At 70.2% G+C, this 18,649-nt stretch carries 19 protein-coding genes; 10 read left to right on the forward strand and 9 right to left on the reverse strand.

Translation table 11 applies throughout. The annotated features are described in order from the left end of the window. The first annotated feature begins 70 nt into the window (after nucleotides 1-70). The 4 genes from ACSQ2F_RS22515 (at nucleotide 71) to ACSQ2F_RS22530 (ending at nucleotide 5,416) form a co-directional block, all read left to right on the forward strand. A complete protein-coding gene (locus ACSQ2F_RS22515) occupies nucleotides 71-1,669 on the forward strand; it encodes a DUF4178 domain-containing protein (protein WP_436026540.1) in 1,599 nt (532 codons plus the stop codon). Nucleotides 1,670-1,720: 51 nt separating this feature from the next. Next, nucleotides 1,721-1,942 carry a DUF350 domain-containing protein gene (locus ACSQ2F_RS22520; RefSeq protein WP_436026541.1) on the forward strand — a complete coding sequence of 74 codons (222 nt, stop codon included), beginning with the start codon at nucleotides 1,721-1,723 and terminating at the stop codon, nucleotides 1,940-1,942. A gap of 280 nt (nucleotides 1,943-2,222) precedes the next feature. Beyond that, on the forward strand, nucleotides 2,223-3,761 hold the full coding sequence (locus ACSQ2F_RS22525) for a polyamine aminopropyltransferase (RefSeq protein WP_436026543.1): 1,539 nt from the start codon (nucleotides 2,223-2,225) through the stop codon (nucleotides 3,759-3,761). Beyond that, complete coding sequence (locus ACSQ2F_RS22530) at nucleotides 3,761-5,416, forward strand: flavin monoamine oxidase family protein (protein WP_436026545.1); 1,656 nt, start codon at nucleotides 3,761-3,763, stop codon at nucleotides 5,414-5,416. Before ACSQ2F_RS22525 ends, ACSQ2F_RS22530 begins: the two co-directional genes overlap by 1 nt. On the opposite strand, the gene ACSQ2F_RS22535 is transcribed toward ACSQ2F_RS22530, so the two are convergent. Then, a complete protein-coding gene (locus tag ACSQ2F_RS22535; protein ID WP_436026547.1) occupies nucleotides 5,361-6,740 on the reverse strand; it encodes an aminopeptidase P N-terminal domain-containing protein in 1,380 nt (459 codons plus the stop codon). The two genes, ACSQ2F_RS22530 and ACSQ2F_RS22535, sit on opposite strands and share 56 nt — an antisense overlap. Nucleotides 6,741-6,805: 65 nt before the next feature. Beyond that, nucleotides 6,806-7,663: a hypothetical protein gene (locus ACSQ2F_RS22540; protein ID WP_436026549.1), complete on the reverse strand. Its 858-nt coding sequence runs from the start codon at nucleotides 7,661-7,663 to the stop codon at nucleotides 6,806-6,808. Between the two features lie 143 nt (nucleotides 7,664-7,806). Here ACSQ2F_RS22540 and ACSQ2F_RS22545 point away from each other — a divergent pair, with 143 nt between their 5' ends. Further along, nucleotides 7,807-8,787, forward strand: coding sequence for a potassium channel beta subunit family protein (locus ACSQ2F_RS22545; RefSeq protein WP_436026551.1), 981 nt, complete (start codon nucleotides 7,807-7,809; stop codon nucleotides 8,785-8,787). Nucleotides 8,788-8,794: 7 nt separating this feature from the next. Then, nucleotides 8,795-9,790 (forward strand): CDF family Co(II)/Ni(II) efflux transporter DmeF, encoded by a 996-nt coding sequence (gene dmeF / locus ACSQ2F_RS22550; protein WP_436026552.1) that lies wholly within the window; start codon nucleotides 8,795-8,797, stop codon nucleotides 9,788-9,790. Here the strand turns inward: dmeF and murU are convergent. Together murU and ACSQ2F_RS22560 are read right to left on the reverse strand one after the other, a co-directional pair. After that, nucleotides 9,762-10,493, reverse strand: coding sequence for an N-acetylmuramate alpha-1-phosphate uridylyltransferase MurU (gene murU, locus ACSQ2F_RS22555; RefSeq protein WP_436026554.1), 732 nt, complete (start codon nucleotides 10,491-10,493; stop codon nucleotides 9,762-9,764). The genes dmeF and murU overlap by 29 nt on opposite strands. Continuing rightward, on the reverse strand, nucleotides 10,490-10,873 hold the full coding sequence (locus ACSQ2F_RS22560; RefSeq protein WP_436026556.1) for an S-adenosylmethionine decarboxylase family protein: 384 nt from the start codon (nucleotides 10,871-10,873) through the stop codon (nucleotides 10,490-10,492). Before ACSQ2F_RS22560 ends, murU begins: the two co-directional genes overlap by 4 nt. Before the next feature lie 134 nt (nucleotides 10,874-11,007). Between ACSQ2F_RS22560 and tkt the strand changes: the two genes are divergently transcribed. Further along, nucleotides 11,008-13,044: a transketolase gene (gene tkt, locus ACSQ2F_RS22565; protein WP_436026557.1), complete on the forward strand. Its 2,037-nt coding sequence runs from the start codon at nucleotides 11,008-11,010 to the stop codon at nucleotides 13,042-13,044. Between the two features lie 86 nt (nucleotides 13,045-13,130). Then, complete coding sequence (gap, locus tag ACSQ2F_RS22570) at nucleotides 13,131-14,129, forward strand: type I glyceraldehyde-3-phosphate dehydrogenase (RefSeq protein WP_436026558.1); 999 nt, start codon at nucleotides 13,131-13,133, stop codon at nucleotides 14,127-14,129. Between the two features lie 105 nt (nucleotides 14,130-14,234). Here gap and ACSQ2F_RS22575 read toward each other — a convergent pair whose 3' ends face one another. Together ACSQ2F_RS22575 and ACSQ2F_RS22580 are read right to left on the reverse strand one after the other, a co-directional pair. Next, nucleotides 14,235-14,699: a DUF6152 family protein gene (locus ACSQ2F_RS22575; protein WP_436026559.1), complete on the reverse strand. Its 465-nt coding sequence runs from the start codon at nucleotides 14,697-14,699 to the stop codon at nucleotides 14,235-14,237. Nucleotides 14,700-14,714: 15 nt separating this feature from the next. Beyond that, nucleotides 14,715-15,131, reverse strand: a complete 417-nt coding sequence (locus tag ACSQ2F_RS22580; RefSeq protein WP_436026560.1) for a hypothetical protein — start codon at nucleotides 15,129-15,131, stop codon at nucleotides 14,715-14,717. Between the two features lie 134 nt (nucleotides 15,132-15,265). Here ACSQ2F_RS22580 and ACSQ2F_RS22585 point away from each other — a divergent pair, with 134 nt between their 5' ends. Together ACSQ2F_RS22585 and ACSQ2F_RS22590 are read left to right on the forward strand one after the other, a co-directional pair. Beyond that, nucleotides 15,266-15,643, forward strand: coding sequence for an HPF/RaiA family ribosome-associated protein (locus tag ACSQ2F_RS22585; RefSeq protein ID WP_436026561.1), 378 nt, complete (start codon nucleotides 15,266-15,268; stop codon nucleotides 15,641-15,643). Nucleotides 15,644-15,905: 262 nt separating this feature from the next. Then, entirely contained in the window at nucleotides 15,906-16,265 is a 360-nt protein-coding gene (locus tag ACSQ2F_RS22590; protein WP_436026562.1) for a DUF305 domain-containing protein, read from the forward strand. 60 nt (nucleotides 16,266-16,325) lie between these two features. On the opposite strand, the gene ACSQ2F_RS22595 is transcribed toward ACSQ2F_RS22590, so the two are convergent. The 3 genes from ACSQ2F_RS22595 to ACSQ2F_RS22605 are packed head-to-tail and all read right to left on the reverse strand — an operon-like array spanning nucleotide 16,326 to nucleotide 18,645. Then, nucleotides 16,326-17,018 (reverse strand): aspartate/glutamate racemase family protein, encoded by a 693-nt coding sequence (locus ACSQ2F_RS22595; RefSeq protein WP_436026564.1) that lies wholly within the window; start codon nucleotides 17,016-17,018, stop codon nucleotides 16,326-16,328. A 59-nt stretch (nucleotides 17,019-17,077) separates the two neighbouring features. Then, nucleotides 17,078-17,734 carry a hypothetical protein gene (locus tag ACSQ2F_RS22600; protein WP_436026566.1) on the reverse strand — a complete coding sequence of 219 codons (657 nt, stop codon included), beginning with the start codon at nucleotides 17,732-17,734 and terminating at the stop codon, nucleotides 17,078-17,080. Then, nucleotides 17,728-18,645 (reverse strand): biotin--[acetyl-CoA-carboxylase] ligase, encoded by a 918-nt coding sequence (locus ACSQ2F_RS22605; RefSeq protein ID WP_436026568.1) that lies wholly within the window; start codon nucleotides 18,643-18,645, stop codon nucleotides 17,728-17,730. The genes ACSQ2F_RS22600 and ACSQ2F_RS22605 overlap by 7 nt, the downstream gene beginning before the upstream one ends. Between the last annotated feature and the right edge of the window lie 4 nt (nucleotides 18,646-18,649).

An 18,649-nucleotide genomic window follows, 5' to 3' on the forward strand; every position in this document is an offset into this window, starting at 1 on the left:
GCGTTCCAGCCTTGCATGCCGGCGGGCGGCGCCCGTTCGGCGCCTCGCCGCGGCCCCTGACCGCCTGCCCTTGACGACCGATTCCTCCTCACCCCAGCGCGCCTACCGGGCCGCGTGCCCGAACTGCGGCGCGCCGGTCGACTTCCGCTCGGCCGCCTCCGCCTTCGCCGTGTGCAGCTTCTGCCGCAGCACCCTGGTGCGCGACGGCGAGGCCTTGCGCAAGATCGGCGAAAGCGCCGAACTCTTCGACGACCATTCACCGCTGCAGCTCGGTGTGACCGGCGTCGCCCAGGGCGAAGGTTTCGCCCTCGTGGGACGCCTGCAGTACCGCTACGGGCAGGGCACCTGGAACGAATGGCATGCGCTGTTCGACAACGGGCGCAGCGGCTGGCTGAGCGAAGACAACGGCGCCTACGTGCTGGCCTTCGACCAGGCCCTGGCCGAGGCGGTCCCGGCGCCGGAAAAGCTCATCGTCGGCCAGGCCCTCACGGTGGGCGCGCGACGATGGCACATCGCCTCCGTCACCGCAGCGCGCCTGATCGCCGCGCAGGGCGAGCTGCCCTTCAAGCCCAACCTCGAGCGCGGCTTCGTGGTGGCCGACCTGCGCGCCGCGGGCGACGAGGTGGGCACCCTCGACTATGCCGATCCGGCGCGCCCTTTGTGGTCCGTCGGCCGCCCGGTGCGGCTGGACGACCTCAAGCTCGTCGGCCTTGCCGAGGGCGGGGGCGGGGCGGGCGGTGGCACGGAGAAGACCCTGCGCGCCTCGAGCCTGTCGTGCCCGAGCTGCGGGGCGGCGCTGGAGGTTCGGCTCAGCACCACCCAGTCCATCGTTTGCCATCAGTGCCATGCCGTCGTCGACGTCTCCAAGGGCGTGGGGGCCGACCTGGCCCACTACGCACAGGACAACGGCAGCGAGCCGTTGATTCCACTCGGCACCGTCGGGCGTTTGGCGCTCGGCGGCAAGAATCCGCTGCCCTGGCAGGTCGTGGGTTATGTCGAGCGGTGCGAGGTGCCGGATGACGCCGAGGACGACGAACAATCCTTGTGGCGGGAGTACCTGCTCTACCACCGCACCGCGGGCTTCGCCTTCCTGGTGGATGCGGAGGACGGCTGGAGCTGGGCGGTGCCCATCACCGGGGTCCCCGAGGGCCAAGGCCGGACCGTCAAGTACCAGGGCCGCACCTACCGGCAGATGTACCGCTACCGTGGCGAGATCACCTACGTGCTGGGCGAGTTCTACTGGCACCTGGAACGTCGCCAGCGCACCGACAACATCGACTACACGAGTGGCACCCATCGCCTCAACCGCGAGGAAACGCGGGAGGGCGACACGCACGAGGTGGTGTGGTCGGCCGGCGCCGTGCTGCCGGCCGATGCGGTGCGCCGCGCCTTCAAGCTGCCCGATGAACAAGCAGCCGCGATGGAACGTGACGTGGCCCCGACCTCGTCCAGTGGCTCCTGGCTGGCCAAGCTGTTCCTGTGGGGTTTCATCATCGCGGTCATCCTGATGCTGTTCCGCTGCGGCCGCGACGATGATTGCAACGACCAGCTGCAACGCTACGGCCAGGCGTCGCAGGAGTACCAGTCGTGCCTGGCGAACAACCGCAGCAGCGGGCGCACCGGCGGCAGCTCGTACGGTGGCTTCTCCAGCGGCGGCAGCCACAAATGAGCGGCCGAGCCCGGGCCGCTTCCCTTACCCGAATCTTCCGAGGAGAACCCCATGTTTGGAATCGAATGGTTGAAGCCGAGCGTCTTCGGCGGCTCCATCCTGTACGCGCTGGTCGGCGTGCTGGTCTTCTGGATCTGCTTCGTCATCGTCGACAAGCTCACCCCGTATGACCTGTGGGCCGAGATCGTCGAGAAGCGCAACACCGCGCTGGCCATCGTGGTGGCGGCGATGTGCCTGGCCATCGGCTTGATCGTTGCTGCAGCCATACATTGAACCCCCACGTCGCTTCGCTCCTGCCCCCCGAGGGGGCGCCACGGGTCGCCCGGGAGACCCGTGCTCGCGTGTGGCTTGAAGGGCGCTTCGCTTCGCTTGCTGGATGGAGCCCCCCACGTCGCGTTGCTCCTGCCCCCCCGAGGGGGGCGCCACGGGTCGCCCGGGAGACCCGTGCTCGCGTGTGGCTTGAACGGCGCTTCGCTTCGCTTGCTGGTTCCCGTCGCTGGGTTCAGGTCTGCCAAATTGCAGGCTTTCGGGTGGTGCGGTGGGTGAATCGGGCGTGACCGGGCTGCGGGAGCGGGTGCGGCCGGCGGAGGTGGCGCTGCTGGTGTCGGTGTTCGTGGTGGCGGCTTGCGGGCTGGTCTACGAGCTGGCGGCGGGGGCGTTGGCGAGCTACCTGCTGGGGGACTCGATCCTGCAGTTCTCGACGGTGATCGGGGCCTACCTGTTCGCGATGGGCATCGGGTCGTACCTGTCGCGCTTCTTCGATCGGCAGCTGGTGGCGCACTTTCTGCGGATCGAGCTGCTGGTGGGCTTGGTGGGCGGGTTGATGCCGGCCGCCCTGTTCTCGCTGCAGACGGCGGCACCGTCGTCGTTCCGCATGGCGCTGTACGGGCTGGTGCTGCTCGTCGGCATGCTGGTCGGTCTCGAGATTCCGCTCGTGATGCGGATCCTCAAGCGGCATTTCCGCGAACGCTATGCGCTGAAGGACCTGGTCTCCCAGGTGCTGACCTTCGACTACCTCGGCGCGCTGGCGGTGTCGGTCGCGTTTCCGCTGTTGCTCGTGCCGTCGCTCGGCCTCGTGCGCACCGGGGCCCTGTTCGGTCTGATGAACGCGGCCGTGGCCGTCTGGGCACTGTGGCTGTTCCGGGGCGAGCTGCGCGGCCTGCGCTGGCACGTGGCCTGGTGTGCCGCGGTGGTGGCGGCGCTGTGCGCGGTGATGGCCGGGGCCGATCGCATCAGCACCTGGGCCGAAGACCGCTTCTATGCCGACCGCATCGTCTACAGCGAGAGCAGCCGCTACCAGCGGGTGGTGGTCACGTCGAGCAAGGCCGGGGTGCGCCTGTTCCTGAACGGCAACCTGCAGTTCCATTCGCGCGACGAGTACCGGTACCACGAAGCGCTGGTGCACCCCGCCATGGCGGCGCATGGCGCCCCGCGCAGCGTGCTGGTGCTGGGTGGCGGCGACGGCATGGCGGTGCGCGAGGTGCTGCGCTACCCGAGCGTCGAGCGCGTCACGCTGGTCGAACTCGACCCTCACATGACCCGTCTCTTCGCCGAGCAGCCGCTGCTGCGCCGCCTCAACGGCGACGCGCTGCGCTCGCCTCGCCTCACCGTCGTCAACCAGGATGCCTTCGCCTGGCTGGAGCAGAACCCGGGCGCGTTCGACGTCATCGTGGTGGACTTCCCCGACCCGACCAACTTCTCCATCGGCAAGCTCTACACCACGAGCTTCTACACCTTGATCGACCAGCACCTGGCCGCCTCGGGCTATGCCGTGGTCCAGACCACCTCGCCGCTCATCGCTCGCAAGAGCTACTGGACGGTGGCGCAGACGATCGAGACGGCCGGCCTGTCCACCACGCCGTACCACGCGCACGTACCGAGCTTCGGCGAATGGGGCTTCATCATGGCGAGCCGCCGTCCGTGGCGCACGCCCGAACGCCTGCCCGACGGCCTGCGCTTCCTCACGCTCGAGGGCCTGCCCGCGCTGTTCCAGTTCCCGCCCGACATGGCACGTGTGCCGGCCGAGGCGAACCGCCTGTCCAACCAGGTGCTGGTGCAGACCTTCGAGAACGAATGGGGGCGGGTGCACTGATGCGGCCGCTGACCCGTCGCAGCCTGATGGCCGGCGGCCTCGCGGCCGGCCTGTGGGGTTGCGAGCGTCAGGGCGCCGGGTCCGGGGCGTGGACGGGTGGCTGGGTGGGCGCGTCCCACGAGCGCGGGCACCGCGTGCGCGACCTGGCGCGCAGCGGCGCGTTGCCGGCGCCCGCCGTGCAGCGACGCGCTGGCGTGCTGGTGGTGGGCGCGGGCGTGGCCGGCCTCGCCTGCGCGCGGTCGCTCGTCGCGGCCGGCGTCGACGACGTGCAGCTGCTGGAGCTCGAGGACGAGGCGGGCGGCAACAGCCGGGGTCACCGGCTGGCCGGCATGGCCTGCCCGCTCGGCGCGCATTACCTGCCGGTACCGGCGGCACACGACACCGCACTGCTGGGGCTGCTCGAGTCCTTCGGCCTCTGCCGATTCACCCATGGCCGCTGGACCTTCGACGAACGGCACCTCTGCCACAGCCCGCAGGAGCGCATCTTCCACGGCGGCCGCTGGCACGACGGCCTGCTGCCCGTGCCCGACGCCCAGGCGCTCGCCGCCTATCGCCGCTTTGCCAAGGCGGTGAACGAGGTCCGACGCGAGCTGCCGTTTTCCCTGCCGACTGCCCGCGCGGGCTGGTCCGCAGGGCACGCTGCGCTGGATGCACAAACCTTCGCCCGCTGGCTCGATGCCGGCGGTCATGTCCACCCGCTGTTGCGCAGCCACCTCGACTATTGCTGCCGCGACGACTTCGGTGCCGGCCTGCAACAGGTTTCGGCATGGGCCGGCCTGCATTACTTCGCCAGCCGCCACGGCTTCATGCCATCCGACGGCGACGAGCGGGAAGCCGTGCTCACCTGGCCCGAGGGCAACGGCTGGCTGACCCGCCGCATGGCGGCGCCGCTGGCCGACCGCCTGCACGGCGGGCGGGTGGTGCTGCGGGTCGAGCCCGGCCGTGACGCGGTGCAGGTGGATGCGTGGGACGCGGGCGCCCGTCGCATGGAGCGCTGGCAAGTGTCCCGCGTCGTCATGGCCACGCCCTTGCATGTCGCCGTGCGGCTGTTCGCCGCGCCGCCGGCCGCGCTGGTCGCGGCTTCGCGCGCCATGCACCATGCCCCGTGGCTCGTCGCCAATCTGCATGTGGGGGAGGCGCTCGACGATCCCCCGGGGGCACCCCCCGCCTGGGACAACGTCATCCATGGCAGCGCCCTGCTGGGCTACGTCGATGCGATGCACCAATCGACCCGCCCGCACCCGGGGCCGACGGTGCTCACGGCCTATTGGGCGCTGGGCGGCCAGTCCCCGGTCGAGCTGAAGGCCGCACGCGCCCGCCTGCTGTCCGACGACTGGGCGCCGTGGGCCGGCGCGGTGGTGGACGACCTGACCGCAGCCCATCCCGACCTGCCAGGCAAGCTGCGCCATGTCGACCTCATGCGCTACGGCCATGCGATGAGCATCCCCGTGCCTGGCGTGCGCGGCCATCCGGCGCTTGCAGCACTGGCGCGCCCGGACGGGCGCGTTGCGTTCGCGCATGCCGACCTGTCCGGCTATTCGGTGTTCGAGGAGGCCTTCGCCCAGGGGGAGCGGGCCGCGCGCGACCTGCTGGGCGGTTTCACCCGCGCATCAGCGCCTCGATCGCCGCAGCATTCACCGGCGCGCCTCGACTGATCAGCTCGCAGCCGGTGGCCGTGATGACGGCGTCGTCCTCGATGCGGATGCCGATGTGCCAGAAGGCCTCCGGCACATCGGGCGCCGGGCGCACATAGAGGCCCGGCTCGACCGTCAGCACCATGCCCGGCTGCAGGACGCGCGACGGCGGACGCAACACCCGACGCCCCTGTTCGTCGGGCTGCTCGACGGGGGGCTCGTCGAGCGAGAGGTAGTCGCCCACGTCGTGCACGTCGCGGCCGAGCCAATGCCCGGTGCCGTGCATGTAGAACTGGCGATAGGCGCCGCTCTCGATCACGGCGTCGACGTCACCGTGCCGGCCGGGGTCGAGCAGGCGGGCGTCGAGCATGCCCTGCACCAGCACACGCACCGCCGCATGGTGGCCGTCGCGCTGGCGGGCGCCTGGTCGGGTGGCACCGATGGCGGCTTCCTGTGCGGCCAGCACGATCTCGTACAGGTCGCGTTGCGCCGGGGTGAAGCGGCCGTCGGCCGGGAAGGTGCGGGTGATGTCGCTCGCGTAGCCATCGACCTCGCAGCCGGCGTCGATGAGGCACAGTTCGCCGGCCCGCAGCGCCGTGGCGCCGGAGGCATGGTGCAGCACGCAGGCATTGGCGCCGGCCGCCACGATGGACGGGTACGCCGGGCTCTGGGCACCGTGGCGGCGAAACTCGTGCAGCAGCTCCGCCTCGATCTCGTACTCGCGCACTGCCGCCGCCGGATCCGTCCGGAAGCGCTCGCCGCAGAAGCGCATGGCCCGCGCGTGGGCGCCGGCCGAGATGGCCGCTGCACGGCGCATGGTGGCGAGTTCGCCCGCATCCTTGACCAGGCGCATCTCGTCGATGAGGGGTCCGAGGTCGCGGTGAGGGACGGGCCCCCGCGTGTCGACCGACGGGAACAGCCCCAGCCAGCGCGACAGCTGGGGCCCGATCTCCTGGGCCGCGGCGAACACCGTCCACACCGCCGGTGAGCCGGCGATCAGCGTGGGCAGCATCTCGTCCAGTCGCTCGATGGGATGGGCTTCGTCCACCCCCAGCACCTCCGGTGCACGATCCGGCCCCAGCCGCGGGCCTTCCCAGACCTCTCGCTCGGGGCTGGTCGTGCGACAGAACAGCAGGCTGTGTCCGTCACAGCGCAGCACCAGCCAGCTCTGCGGTTCGTCGAAACCGGTGAGATGGTGGAAGTGGCTGTCGTGGCGGAACGGGTGGTCGCTGTCGCCGCTGCGCGGGCGCTCGGGCGCGGTGGGGATGATGGCCAGCCCCCCTCCGCCCGCTTGCATCCGGGCGGCCAGCTCGCGGCGTCTCGCGCCGTAGGGAGTGGGTGTCATGGGGCGATTCTGCGGCCGTGCCCCGTTCCCGGATGCCCCTAGGATGAGGGTCGGCGGGGCGCGGCTCAGCGCTCTGCCGGTGGCCGCGCGGCCGGCGTGAGGGTCGGTGGGGCGGCGCCGGTGTCGGCCGGCTGCGCCGCGCGCCGCAGGCGCCTGAGCTCACGCATCATGGCCCGGTCGTCCGGCGTCGGCTCTGCAGCGGCGGGAGCCGCCGCAGGTGCTCGGCCACCATCGCGACGGGCCTGCAGTTCCTGAGTGAGCTGCTGTCGGGTGCGGATGTGATTGGCCACGTCCTCGACGGCCTCCAGGTCGCGGTGCGCGTCCGTCTTGGGAAGCGCGACGACACGCTTGTCGGCCATCCGCAGGTTCAGGCGGCAGATGCGGTTGCCCGACCCGCGGCGCAGCGTGAAACCGCCCACGTCTTCCTCGTGGATGGAGATGTCGCGGATGTTCTCGATGGCGACCTGGTGCACCTTCTGGCCCCAGCCGCGCTGGAACCACACCCAGTCGGCGCTCGCGGCCACCCGGTGCCAGCGCTGGACGTCCAGGCCCACCGCCGCCAGCACGACGAGCACCCCGGCCGCGCCCACCCAGCCCCAGCCGCTGACCGCGCCGACGCCCATCAGCAGGCCGGCGGCCACCGCGGCCCCCGCCACCTCGAGCATGTCGCGGCCCGGCGTGCCGTAGACCGAGCGGTCGTAGCCCGCGGCTTCGGGTGCGCCGCTGGCGAGCGGCGACACCGCCGACAGCACGGCCTTCAGGCCACGGGCGAGCAGGGTGTGCAGACCGACGCCGGCGGCAATGCCGATCGGCAGCCACCAGCGCGAGTGGGCGGCCGGCAGCAGCACCAGGAGCAGCACCAGCGCGACGATGGCGCCCAGGGCAACGGCGGCCGGGCCGCGGGGAGGTTTGATCGTGATCACCGGCCGAAGGTACCAAGAAGCCGCGTGGCCGCAAAGGGGCGGCGAACCCGCAAGCCCCCGGCGCGGTCGCCGACATCACGAACCGCTCGCGTGTCCCGTGTGATCTGTGGCTAAGATGCCGCACTTCTTTACGAGGTGTAGCCATGATCCATCGTCGCCTGGGCCGCAGTGGCCTGCAAGTCAGTGCCCTGTCGCTCGGTTCCTGGGTGACCTACCACAACCAGGTCGACACGGCCGGTGCGCGCGAGATGCTGGCGGCGGCCCGCGACGCCGGCATCAACTTCTTCGACAACGCCGAGCAGTACGCGCAAGGCCAGAGCGAGGTCGTCATGGGCGAGGCGCTCAAGGCGCTTGCCTGGCCGCGCCTGGGCTACGTGGTGACCTCCAAGTTCTACTGGGGGCTGGATGCCGACGGCGCCGTGCCCAACGGCCGCAACACCCTCAATCGCAAGTACCTGATGCAGGCGATCGACGGCTCCCTGCGCCGCATGCAGCTCGACCACATCGACGTGGTGTACTGCCATCGCTCCGATGCGAACACGCCCATCGAGGAGACGGTGCAGGCGATGAGCGACATGATCACGCAGGGCAAGGCGCTGTACTGGGGCACGAGCGAGTGGTCGGCCGCGGACATCCGTGCGGCCTGGGACATTGCCGACCGCCATCACCTGCACAAGCCGGTCGTCGAGCAGCCGCAGTACCACCTGTTCCACCGCCGTCGCGTGGAGCAGGAGTACGCGCGGCTTTACGAGGACATCGGTCTGGGGCTCACCACCTTCAGTCCGCTGGCCAGCGGGCTGCTGACCGGCAAGTACCGAGACGGCGTGCCGGCCGGCAGCCGCGCCAGCCTGGAAGGCATGGGTTGGCTGGTGAAGGGCCTCACCGACCAGGCGCGCAACGATGCCGTGCGGCAGCTGGAGCCGCTGGCCGCGGAACTCGGCGGCAACGTGTCGCAGCTCGCCATTGCCTGGGCTCATGCCAACCCGCGCGTCAGCTCGGTCATCCTCGGCGCCTCGCGCCTGTCGCAGCTCAAGGACAACCTCGGTGCGCTGGACCTGGCGCCGAAGCTGACGCCCGAGGTGATGCAGCGCATCGACGCCATCACCGCCGCCCACGCCAACTGAAGACCCCATGGCCGGACACGAACACGACCTCGGCCCCTGGACGCACAGCCACGTCTTCGACCAGGGCAATGCGAGCGGAGAGCGGCGCACCCGCTGGGTGCTCGCGCTCACGTTGCTGACGATGGCCGGCGAAATCGCGGCCGGTTGGTGGACGGGCTCGATGGCGCTGCTGGCCGACGGCTGGCACATGGGGACCCACGCCCTGGCACTCGGGGTGGCGGCCTGGGCCTACTGGCTGTCGCGGCGCCACGCGAATGACCCGCGCTACGCCTTCGGCACCTGGAAGATCGAGGTGCTGGCCGGCTTTGCCAGCGCCCTGGCGCTCGCCTTCGTGGCCATGGGCATCGTGGTGGAGTCAGCGCTTCGCCTGTGGCGCCCCGAGCCCATCGCCGCGTCGGATGCGCTCGTCGTCGCGGTGGTGGGGCTGGCGGTCAACCTGGCGTCGGCCTGGCTTCTGCACGGTGCGGAAGGCGGACATGCCCATGGACACGGCCATGACCGCCACGACCACCACGGGCATGGACACGAGCACCACGGCCACGACCACGGCCACGGCCACGAAGGTGGTGCGGACATCAACCTCCGTGCGGCCTACGTTCACGTGCTCGCCGATGCCCTGACCTCGGTCTTCGCCATCGGCGCGCTGCTCGGTGCGCTGTGGCTGGGGTGGACGTGGCTCGACCCGGCCGTGGGCATCATGGGCGCGGTGGTCATTGCGGTGTGGTCCGTCGGCCTGTTGCGCCAGTCATCGGCTGTTCTGCTCGATCGCGAGATGGACCACCCCGTCGCCGCCGAGATCCGGGAAGCGATCGAGTCGGATGGCGATGCCCGGGTGGCCGACCTCCATGTGTGGCGCGTGGGCCGCGCCCAGTTCGCTGCGGTGGTGAGCCTGGTGGCAGATGCGCCACTTGCGCCGGCCGACTACCGTGCGCGTCTCGCCGTGCACGAGGAGCTGGTGCACGTGTCCGTGGAGGTCAATCGGTGTCCGAACGCCCCGCGTTGAGCGCGGCCAGCTGCTCGGGCGTACCGACGTTCTCCCAGGCGCCCTGGTAGACCTCCGCCGTGATGCGCCGCTCGCGCATGCCGGCGAAGAGCAGGGGCCCGAGGGGCGCCACCGTTCCCGGAGCGAGGTGGCTGCAGAGGCTGGCCCGGCACAGGGCGAGGTTGGAGTACGTCCACCGCTGCCCGTCAGCGCCCGCCTCGGCGAGGCCGAAGCCGTCCGCATCGAGGCCGAAGTCGCCGCGCGGATGGAAAGGCGGGTTGGGCACGAGCCACAGGTGAGCGAGCAGTTCGGTGCCGGCGAAGCGAGCGGCCGTCGCGGCATCGAAACGGAAACCGGGGCAATGGATGTCGCCCGACACGACCCAGAACGCATCGTCGTCATGGTCGGCCAGCAAGGGCAGGGCCTTGGCGATGCCCCCCGCCGTTTCCAGCGCGCCGCCGTGGTCGCGGCCTTCCATCGAATAGCGGATGCGCAAGCCCCAGCGGCTGCCGTCGCCGAGGGCGGCCGGGATGAGCGCTTCGAGCCAGGCGGTGTTGATCACCACGTCACGCACGCCATCGCGCGCCAGCGCCTCGAGGTGCCACTCGATCAGGGGTTTGCCATGCACCGGCAGCAGGGGCTTGGGGGTGTGGTCGGTCAGCGGGCGCATGCGCTGCCCGCGGCCCGCTGCCAGCACGATGGCCTTCAGGGGATGCTCGCTCATGCCGCCCCCCGCTGCAGGGCATGTCGTTCGATGCGGCCGGGCGAGAAGCAGGCTTCGAGTTGCGTCATGAGGGTGTGGGCGCGAGCCGTGTTGTCGGCGCCGAAGTTGCAGACATAGACGTCCAGGGTGACGGCGTGCAGCTCGGGCCAGGTGTGCACCGCCACATGCGATTCGGCAAGCAGCACCACGCCGGTGGCGCCGCCCTGGTCCGGTGCCGTGCCGGCAGCGCCGGGAAAGCGATGGAACAGTTCCCCGACGGCGGTCAGTCCCGCGCCCGCGACGGCCGCCAGGCAGGCGCCGCGCAGCGCCGCGACGTCGGTCATGGCGGGCATGGCCGGGTCGCAGTCGCGCAGGTCGGCGGTGAGGTGCAGTCCGTTCATGTGCCGGCGATTATCGGGCGAAGGCGCGGCCCCGCTTCGCCGCCAAACACCCCGTGCGCGCAATGTTCAGCGGCCCGCCCGCCGGACCCCGGTAAAATGCCGGGTTTTCCCCCACCGACCCCTGCAGGAACCGCATGGCCACGACCGCCCTCGTCCAAGACACCACCCTGATGGCGAACGCCATCCGCGCCCTCGCGATGGACGCAGTCCAGCAGGCCAACAGCGGCCACCCCGGCGCGCCCATGGGCATGGCCGACATCGCCGTTGCGCTGTGGAGCCGCCACCTGCGCCACAACCCGGCCAACCCGCAGTGGGCCGACCGCGACCGCTTCATCCTGTCGAACGGCCACGGTTCCATGCTGATCTACGCGCTGCTGCACCTCACCGGCTACGACCTGCCGATGAGCGAGCTGCGCAACTTCCGGCAGCTGCACAGCAAGACGGCCGGTCACCCCGAGTACGGCATCACCCCGGGGGTCGAGACCACCACCGGTCCGCTCGGACAGGGCGTGACGAACGCGGTGGGCTTCGCGCTCGCCGAGAAGCTGCTGGCCAACGAGTTCAACCGTGAAGGCCACACGATCGTCAACCACCACACGTATGTGTTCCTGGGTGACGGTTGCCTGATGGAAGGCATCAGCCACGAGGCCGCCGCCCTGGCCGGCGCCTGGAAGCTCAACAAGCTGATCGCCCTGTACGACGACAACGGCATCTCGATCGACGGACAGGTCGCCCCCTGGTTCATCGACAACACGCCCAAGCGCTTCGAGGCCTATGGCTGGGACGTGATCGACAAGGTGGACGGACACGACGTGGACGCCGTCGACCGTGCCATCGAGCGCGCCCGCAAGTCGGCCACCAAGCCCACGCTGATCGTCTGCAAGACGGCCATCGGCAAGGGCTCGCCGAACCGGCAGGGCACCGCCAAGGCGCACGGCGAGGCGCTCGGCCACGAAGAGATCAAGCTGACGCGCGAAGCGCTCGGCTGGGGCCATGAGCCCTTCGTCATCCCCGAGGCTGCCTACGAGCAGTGGGATGCCCGCCAAGCCGGCCTGCAGGCCGAGACCGAGTGGGTCAACGCCTTCGAGGCCTATTCCAAGGCCTACCCGGAACTGGCCGTGGAGTACATCCGCCGCGTCGAGGGCCAGCTGCCGAAGAACTTCGCCCAGGTGGCGGTGGATGCCGCCGTGGCGGCCCACGCCAAGGCCGAGACCGTCGCCAGCCGCAAGGCCAGCCAGCTCGCCCTCGAAGCCTTCACGGCCTCGATGCCCGAGCTGCTCGGCGGCAGCGCCGACCTGACCGGCTCCAACCTGACCAACACCAGCAGCACCCCGCCGCTGCGCATCGATGCCGACGGCAAGCCCAATGGCGGCCGCCACATCAACTACGGGGTGCGCGAGTTCGGCATGGCCGCCATCATGAACGGCGTCGCGCTGCACGGTGGCTACATCCCCTACGGCGGCACCTTCCTCACCTTCAGCGACTACAGCCGCAACGCCATCCGCATGGCCGCGCTGATGAAGCTGCGCGTGGTGCACGTGTTCACCCACGACAGCATCGGCCTCGGCGAGGACGGCCCGACGCACCAGTCGATCGAGCACGCCGCCTCGCTGCGCCTCATCCCCAACCTCGACGTCTGGCGTCCGTGCGACACCGCCGAGACGGTCGTCGCGTGGGCCACCGCCCTGCAGACCACCAACCGTCCGTCGGCGCTGCTGCTGTCGCGCCAGAACCTGCCGTACGCGCCGAAGTCCGGTCTCGACGACATCTCCAAGGGCGCCTACGTGCTGGCCGAGCCGAGCGAGGTGGGCCTGAAGAAGAAGGCCCAGGTCGTGATCATCGCCACCGGCTCCGAAGTGGCACTCGCCCTGCACGCCCAGCAGCTGCTGGCCGTCAAGGGCATCGCCGCACGCGTGGTGAGCATGCCCTGCACCTCGGCCTTCGACCGTCAGTCCGTGGCCTACAAGCTGAGCGTGCTGCCGAAGAAGTTGCCGCGCGTGGCCGTCGAGATGGGCTCCACCGACGGCTGGTGGAAGTACGGCGTCGATGCGGTGGTCGGCATCGACACCTTTGGCGAATCCGCACCGGCCGGCGTGCTCTTCAAACATTTCGGGTTCACGGCGGACAACGTCGTGGACACCGTCCGCGTCGTGCTCGGCAAGACGCGCTGACCTGATTCGGGGGCCTCGGGGGCTGTGCCCCTGCAGCCCCCGGTAATGAAGTTCCTTTTTTTCCAATCCCCGTTCAGGAGAAACTCATGACGATCAAGATCGGTATCAACGGCTTCGGCCGCATCGGCCGCATGGTGTTCCGCGCCGCTGTCCAGAACTTCCAGGACATCGAAGTGGTGGGCATCAACGACCTGCTCGAGCCCGACTACCTCGCGTACATGCTGCAGTACGACTCGGTGCATGGCCGCTTCAAGGGCGAGGTCTCGGTCGAGGGCAACACCCTGGTCGTCAACGGCAAGAAGATCCGCCTGACGGCCGTCAAGGACCCGTCCGAGCTGAAGTGGGGCGACGTCGGCGCCGACATCGTCGTCGAATCCACCGGCCTCTTCCTGACGAAGGAAACCGGCGAGAAGCATCTGGCCGCAGGCGCCAAGAAGGTCATCATGTCGGCCCCGAGCAAGGACGACACCCCGATGTTCGTCTACGGCGTGAACCACGGCACCTACGCCGGCCAGGCCATCATCTCCAACGCTTCGTGCACCACGAACTGCCTGGCACCGCTCGCCAAGGTCGTGAACGACAAATGGGGCATCAAGCGCGGCCTGATGACCACGGTGCACGCCGCCACCGCCACGCAGAAGACCGTCGACGGCCCGTCGAACAAGGACTGGCGCGGCGGCCGCGGCATCCTCGAGAACATCATCCCGTCGAGCACGGGCGCCGCCAAGGCCGTGGGCGTGGTCATTCCCGAGCTGAACAAGAAGCTCACCGGCATGTCCTTCCGCGTGCCGACCTCCGACGTCTCGGTGGTCGACCTGACCGTGGAGCTGAGCAAGGAAGCCAGCTACAAGGAAATCTGCGCCGAGATCAAGGCGCAGTCCGAAGGCGCGCTGAAGGGCGTGCTCGGCTACACCGAGGACAAGGTCGTTGCGACCGACTTCCGTGGTGATGCCCGCACCTCCATCTTTGACGCCGACGCCGGCATCGCCCTCGATGGCACCTTCGTCAAGCTCGTCGCCTGGTACGACAACGAATGGGGCTACTCGAACAAGGTGCTCGAGATGGTCCGCGTCGTCTCCAAGTGAGCTGACTGACGGTCAAGGGGAAAAGGCGCCGCGAGGCGCCTTTTTTTTCGTCTGGCGAGCGCGACGTGACGGCGGTAACCCCGGCGGGTCGGCGCCGCCGCCGGTTCAGGCGGGTGACGAGCGCAGCCCGTAGACCTGATCACCGACCATCAGGTATTCCGCCCGCAGCACGGCGTCGCCCTTTTCACCGGTGAAGGTGTAGCCGATCACGGCGAGCGATGCACCCGGCTTGATCTCCTGCACGCGCCAGGCCTCCATGCGGGTCAGCGGTGCCAGTTCGACGGTCCAGCGGGTGTCGCTGCGCTTGGGCAGGCGGGTCTTGGCGAGCACGGCCGGTCCCTCCACCGGGGAGGTCTGCGCGGGGAGGGCGCGGCGGGCGAGGTCCGGCGGCAGCTTGAGGTCGGGCTTGAGCTCGAGGGCCAACTCGACGTGCGGGTTGCGCCACTGCACCGACACCGCGCGGCCTTCGAGGTACAAGGGCTGGTCGGTATCGAAGCTGCTCCACCCGTGGTGGGCGAAGGCGGGCACACAGCTTCCCGCAGTGGCAAGCAGCAGGTGGCGACGGTTCATGGCGGCGACTCCTTGTCAGGCGTAGGCGATCCAGCGACCGCAGATGATGACACCGAACCAGAGCCCCAGCGACAGTGTGGCCAGCAGCCGCGATGTGGCGTCGAGCCGCGTGCCGCCGCCGCGGCGGTGGAACCATGCGGCATTCGCGCCGGCCAGGGCGAGCAGCACGAGCTTGAGGCGGAAGGCCGGGTTGTGCAGGAATTCATCCGGCTGTGTCGAGAACATCGTCAGGCCGCTGGCCAGCACGATGCCGAAGCCGGCCCAGGTCACCCGCAACGCCAGCCGCTCGAGCGCCGCGAGCGGCAGCGCCGCACCGGCACCCCAGAGCCGCACGTCCAGCACCGCCAGGCTGCCGAACAGCAGGGCGATGCCGGCGATGTGCAGCACCTCGAGCAGCGGATAGGCCCAGGGATGGGTCAGCAACGTGGCCATCGCGTGACCTTATCAGCTTCGGCGCGCCCGCCGGCAGGCGGCCCCAAGTGCCCTGTCGTCGCGACGGACGGCGCGGATTCCCGGTGCCGGCATGTGGATTGCCCGGGACCGGGATCCCAACCACTGGAGAGACCATGCAGATCCAAGTCGAGACCGACAACAACATCGAGGGCCGCCAGGACCTGCAGGCGCACGTCGAGTCCGTGATCCTGGACGCGGTGGATCGCTTCGCCGACCAGGTGACCCACGTCGAGGCCCACCTGGGCGACGTCAACAGCAGCGCCAAGTCGGGTTCGGATGACATGCGCTGCATGTTCGAGGCGCGCGTGGCGGGCCACAAGCCGATCGCGGTCACCCATTTCGCCGAGAACCTGCACATGGCCATCGACGGGGCCGCCGACAAGCTGCAGGCCGCCCTGGAGACCCAGCTCGGCAAGCAGACCGACCGCCAGCGGCGGGCGCAGGGCACCGGCGAACTGAGCGCCGACATCGTGCGAGCGCAGGACGAGTGAGGCGTCGGCGATGAGGGCGGCGAAACCGTCGCCTTCATCGCCCGTGCGCCGCGTCGAACGCCGAGGGCGTCAGTGCCGCCGCCCACACGGGGCCTCCATGAAACGGCGCGTGATCGGCGCCTGGCAGCCATGGCGGCCCCTGAGTGGACGCGCGTGAATCGCGGTGTGATGCACGTTGCAGCACGCACGTCCCTGCTCACTGCGTCATTGGGACGGGAACGCGCGTTGCCGCGGCTCGGCACCACACTCAGGGAGATCGACCATGCGCAACCTCATGATGACAGCGGTGGCCTGCTGCGCGCTCGCGACCGGCCCCATGGTCCTTGCTCAAGGGCATGCCGGTTCGGCACCGCACGCGGGCGGCGGCGGGCAGGGCGCCGGCATGATGCATGACTCGATGATGAGCGGCATGCAGAAGATGCAGGGCATGCCCTCGACCGGCGACGTCGACCGCGACTTTGCCGCCATGATGCGGGTGCATCACCAGCAGGCGGTCGACATGGCCAAGGCCGAGCTGGCACACGGCAAGTCGCCCGAGCTGAAGGCGATGGCGCAGAAGATCATCAAGGAGCAGCAAAAGGAAATCGCCGAGCTGGACCGCTGGCTGGCAAAGAACAAGTAGGCGCGCCGCTGGCCTGGCGGCGCGCCGCGACCCTCGCGGCTGGCGCCGGCCCTCGTGCGCTCAGGTGCCGAGCGCGAAGTCGACTGCGGCGGTGGCGTGGATCGCCGTGGAGTCGAAGGCAGGCATGCTCAGCTGCGCCGGGTCCAGGATCAGGCACAGTTCGGTGCAGCCGAGGATCACCGCATCCGCACCATCGGCCCGCGCTTCGTCGATCAGGCCGAGCAACACCTGGCGCGATGGCGCCAGCACCTGGCCGGCGCACAGTTCCTTGAAGATGATGTCGTGGGTGAGCGTGCGGCCCTCGGCCGAGGGCACGCTGAGCGTGATGCCGTGCCGCTGCATGCGCTCGGCATAGAAGCCGTGCTCCATGGTGTAGCGCGTGGCCAGCAGCAGGGGCTTGCGGCAGCTGGCGGCAAGCAGATGTCGGGCGGTCTCGTCGATGATGTGGACCAGCGGCACGCCGATCGCTTCTGCCACCGCATCGGCCACCAGGTGCATGGTGTTGGCGCAGATGAGCACGCAGTCGGCCCCCGCGCCTTCCAGGCCGCGCGCCACCGCGGCCAGCAGCGCACCGGCGTCGGTCCAGCGACCGGCCTGCTGCAATTCGACGATGCGCTGGAAGTCCACCGAGTGCAGCAGCAGTTCGGCGGAATGCAGGCCACCCAGCCGCTGGCGCACGGCTTCGTTGATGAGGCGGTAGTAGACCGCGGAGGCCTCGAAGCTCATGCCGCCGATGAGACCGATCTTGCGCATGGGTGGACTCCTGAGGGTCGTGGGCGATCAGCCGGACGTCATCACGGTCGCGACGGTCATCACCGGGTGCAAGGCGCGAAGCTCTTGCCGGCGAGGCCGGGAACGTCCAGTTGCATGAGCTGCACCTGCACCAGCGGCGTGACATCGGCCACCCTGAGCGTGTGGCTGACGACGGGCGGGCTGTACTGGGCGAGGCGCGCGCCGCGCAGGCCCTTGCCCGTGACCTCGGCAAGCAGGCGTTCGGCGGCAGCCCGGTTGTCGAAGCGGCCCAGCGCCAGGCCGTCGCCCAGTTCCGGCACCTCGCGGACGTCCTCGAAGGTGATGCGTTCGCGCCGCAGTTCGTCGGTGCGACGCTGGCGGGCCTGGGTGTCCGGGAAGGGACCCACGAACACGATCCAGACAGCCGGCGTCTCGCGCCGGATGTCGGCGATGCGGTGCGGGGGCAGCACGCCCAGCAGGGCACCTTCCGCGGCGGGGAACTGCGCGTTGGTGTACGGGCCGATCTCGAGGCAGACGGACGCCACCTCGGCGGCCGGTGCGCCGCGAGCGGGCGAGGCCACCACCTTGACCCGTTCAGGCGCGGCCTGCAGGGCCGTGCGGCCGGGTTCGCGGTCGCCATGGGCGGGCACGCCGACGAGGTCGTCCAGCCAGCCCTGGCGCCATCCGTAGACGGCGGCGTTGGCGAGGATGAGCAGCACCACGAACCACCTCAGCATGGCGAGCTCCCGACCTCGGGCCCGTGTGAGCCCTGCAGGCGCACGCTGACTTCGCCGCTCGTGATGTCGTGCAGCAGGCCGTCGGCGGCGCGAACCCGCAGCGCGCCGTTCGGCCCGACGCCATCGGCCGTGCCCTCCGGCAGGCCGGGTTGCGTGGTGGTGACGGCCTGGCCGCGCAACAGGTCCCGGGCGGCGAACCGCTCGCTGAAAGGCGCGAAGCCCTCACGCTCGAAGGCGCCCAGCGCCTCGATCAAGCGGCGCGCAATGCGGTGCAGGGTGGCCGGTGCAGTGAGCGTGGCGTCGAGCTCCTGCACGCAGGCATGGCCGTGGGTGAACTCGGCCGGTGCCCCGGCAGGGAGGGGCGCGATGTTCAGTCCGACGCCGACGATCGCGAGGCGGCTCGGGCCCGCCAGCACCGATTCGATGAGAATGCCGCCGAGCTTGCGGCCACCCTGCGGCCCGATGAGCCACAGGTCGTTCGGCCACTTGAGGCCGATGCGCGGCGCGCCGCTGCGCGCCGACGCCGGATCCAGCGCATCGGCCAGGGCGACGCCCACGGCGAGCGACAGACCGGACCAGTCGGGGCGGTCGATGGGCAGGGAGAGCGAGAAGGTCAGCGAGGCGCCCGGCGCCGAAGCCCAACTGCGGCCCATGCGGCCGCGACCGCCGGTCTGGTGCTCGGCCACCAGCAGGCACGGCTGCACATCGGCCGCGCGTCGCCCGAAGGCGGCGCTTTCCCGGCTGCGACGCACGACCGCCAGGCCTTCGCCGCCCGCGTCATCGGCGGCGCGAGCCCGCTCGAGCAGGCTCGTGTTGGTCGACGCCGCCTGGGCGACCACCTCGATGCTCAACCCCGGCAGCAGCGGCTCCAGGTCTTCCCAGAGGGATTCGGCATTCCAGAGGAGCGTCATGGCC

This window comes from Rhizobacter sp. LjRoot28, from assembly GCF_964253025.1.
Classification (GTDB): Bacteria; Pseudomonadota; Gammaproteobacteria; order Burkholderiales; family Burkholderiaceae_C; genus Rhizobacter.